This is a genomic window from Aeromonas sp. D3, from assembly GCF_027705025.1.
In the GTDB taxonomy this organism is placed as follows: Bacteria; Pseudomonadota; Gammaproteobacteria; order Enterobacterales; family Aeromonadaceae; genus Aeromonas; species Aeromonas salmonicida.
Genome location: NZ_JAPDBE010000090.1, coordinates 1 through 1,675 on the forward strand (window position 1 = coordinate 1; position 1,675 = coordinate 1,675).

The window sequence follows — 1,675 nt, forward strand, 5'->3', positions numbered from 1 at the left end:
ACGCCGTGGGTCGATGTTTGATGTTATGGAGCAGCAACGATGTTACGCAGCAGGGCAGTCGCCCTAAAACAAAGTTATGTGTTTTTCTTGCAAGCGCCATGATTAATCAAAACTTTTTTCTAGCCATGCGGCATGGGTGAATTAAAAAACAGTGCCTTAGAGCGTCAATTTGGTACCTTATTTTTGCGATTTTAAGTGGTTGTAAGTTGCTGTTTTTAAGGTGTTTATTTTTCTTGAGAACTGGTTGGTAAATGTTAGTCTTCGACTCAAATAGAAAGAGGGCTAGAAAATGGATAAAACAGACCAGTTATATGTACAAGCAGACTTTTCACATCAAGACATGAGTGGTCAGTATTTTAAAAATTGCAAATTTTTCTGCTGTTCCTTTAAACGAGCGAACCTCCGCGATACACAATTTGTAGATTGTTCTTTCATTGAACGAGGTGAATTAGAGGGGTGTGATTTTTCTTACTCGGATCTTAGAGATGCATCTTTTAAAAACTGCAGTCTTTCAATGTCGTATTTCAAAGGTGCAAATTGTTTTGGTATCGAGTTCAGAGAATGCGATTTAAAGGGTGCCAATTTTGCTCAAGCTAGCTTCATGAATCAGGTATCGAACAGAATGTATTTTTGTTCAGCTTATATAACAGGTTGTAATCTTTCATACGCCAACTTTGAAAGGCAGTGTATCGAAAAGTGTGATTTGTTTGAGAATAGATGGATTGGCGCAAATCTGAGTGGTGCATCATTTAAAGAGTCTGATTTAAGTCGGGGAGTATTTTCTGAAGGGTGTTGGAGCCAGTGTAGGTTGCAAGGTTGTGATTTGAGCCACTCGGAGTTGTATGGTTTAGACCCTCGGAAAGTTGACCTTACAGGTGTAAAAATCTGTTCGTGGCAGCAAGAACAACTTTTAGAGCAATTAGGTTTAATAGTAGTTCCTGACTAAATTTGATGGTTTGAACACACACATAACAAACGCCTCAAGAGGGACTGTCAACGCGTGGCGTTTCCAGTCCCAATGAGCTGTGGTGGTTACGGCTGTTGTGTTTGGGTTTAGTGTCATGCGTTGCCAGCCCCTTAGGCGGGCGTTAGATGCCAGATTTGGCGTTGCGTATGCTCACAGAAAATCGACAGCCGCAAGACTGTTTTTGGCAACTCATAGCCACCACTATTTATCCTTCATACCGTAGAGGAGATTGCACGTGAAGAACTGGCTCTTTCTGGCTATTGCAATATTTGGTGAGGTCGTCGCAACTTCCGCACTGAAGTCCAGCCATGGATTCACCAAGTTAGTTCCTTCTGTTGTAGTTGTGGCTGGCTACGGGCTTGCGTTCTATTTCCTCTCTCTCGCAATCAAGTCCATCCCGGTCGGCATTGCTTATGCTGTTTGGGCTGGCCTCGGCATCGTACTTGTGGCAGCTATCGCTTGGATCTTCCATGGCCAGAAACTAGACTTGTGGGCGTTCGTTGGCATGGGACTTATCGTTAGTGGCGTCGCCGTTCTAAATCTGCTATCCAAGGTCAGCGCACATTGATCGGGCTGGCATCTAACAATTCATTCAAGCCGACGCCGCTTCGCGGCGCGGCTTAATTCAGGTGTTAGGCATCACAAAGTACAGCATCGTGACCAACAGCAACGATTCCGTCACACTGCGCCTCATGACTGAGCATGACC

General features: G+C 44.2%; 2 protein-coding genes. Both read left to right on the forward strand.

Annotated elements, in window-relative coordinates; genetic code table 11:
• Window positions 1-289 precede the first annotated feature (289 nt).
• On the forward strand, window positions 290-946 hold the full coding sequence (locus OKC28_RS22855) for a quinolone resistance pentapeptide repeat protein QnrVC4 (RefSeq protein WP_000361704.1): 657 nt from the start codon (window positions 290-292) through the stop codon (window positions 944-946).
• Between the two features lie 256 nt (window positions 947-1,202).
• Window positions 1,203-1,535 (forward strand): quaternary ammonium compound efflux SMR transporter QacL, encoded by a 333-nt coding sequence (qac, locus tag OKC28_RS22860; protein ID WP_015059047.1) that lies wholly within the window; start codon window positions 1,203-1,205, stop codon window positions 1,533-1,535.
• The last annotated feature ends 140 nt before the right edge of the window (window positions 1,536-1,675 follow it).

Excerpts from the sequence above, each read along its gene's own strand:
- OKC28_RS22855 (WP_000361704.1), top strand. The coding sequence starts at position 290 with ATGGATAAAACAGACCAGTTATATGTACAAGCAGACTTTTCACATCAA.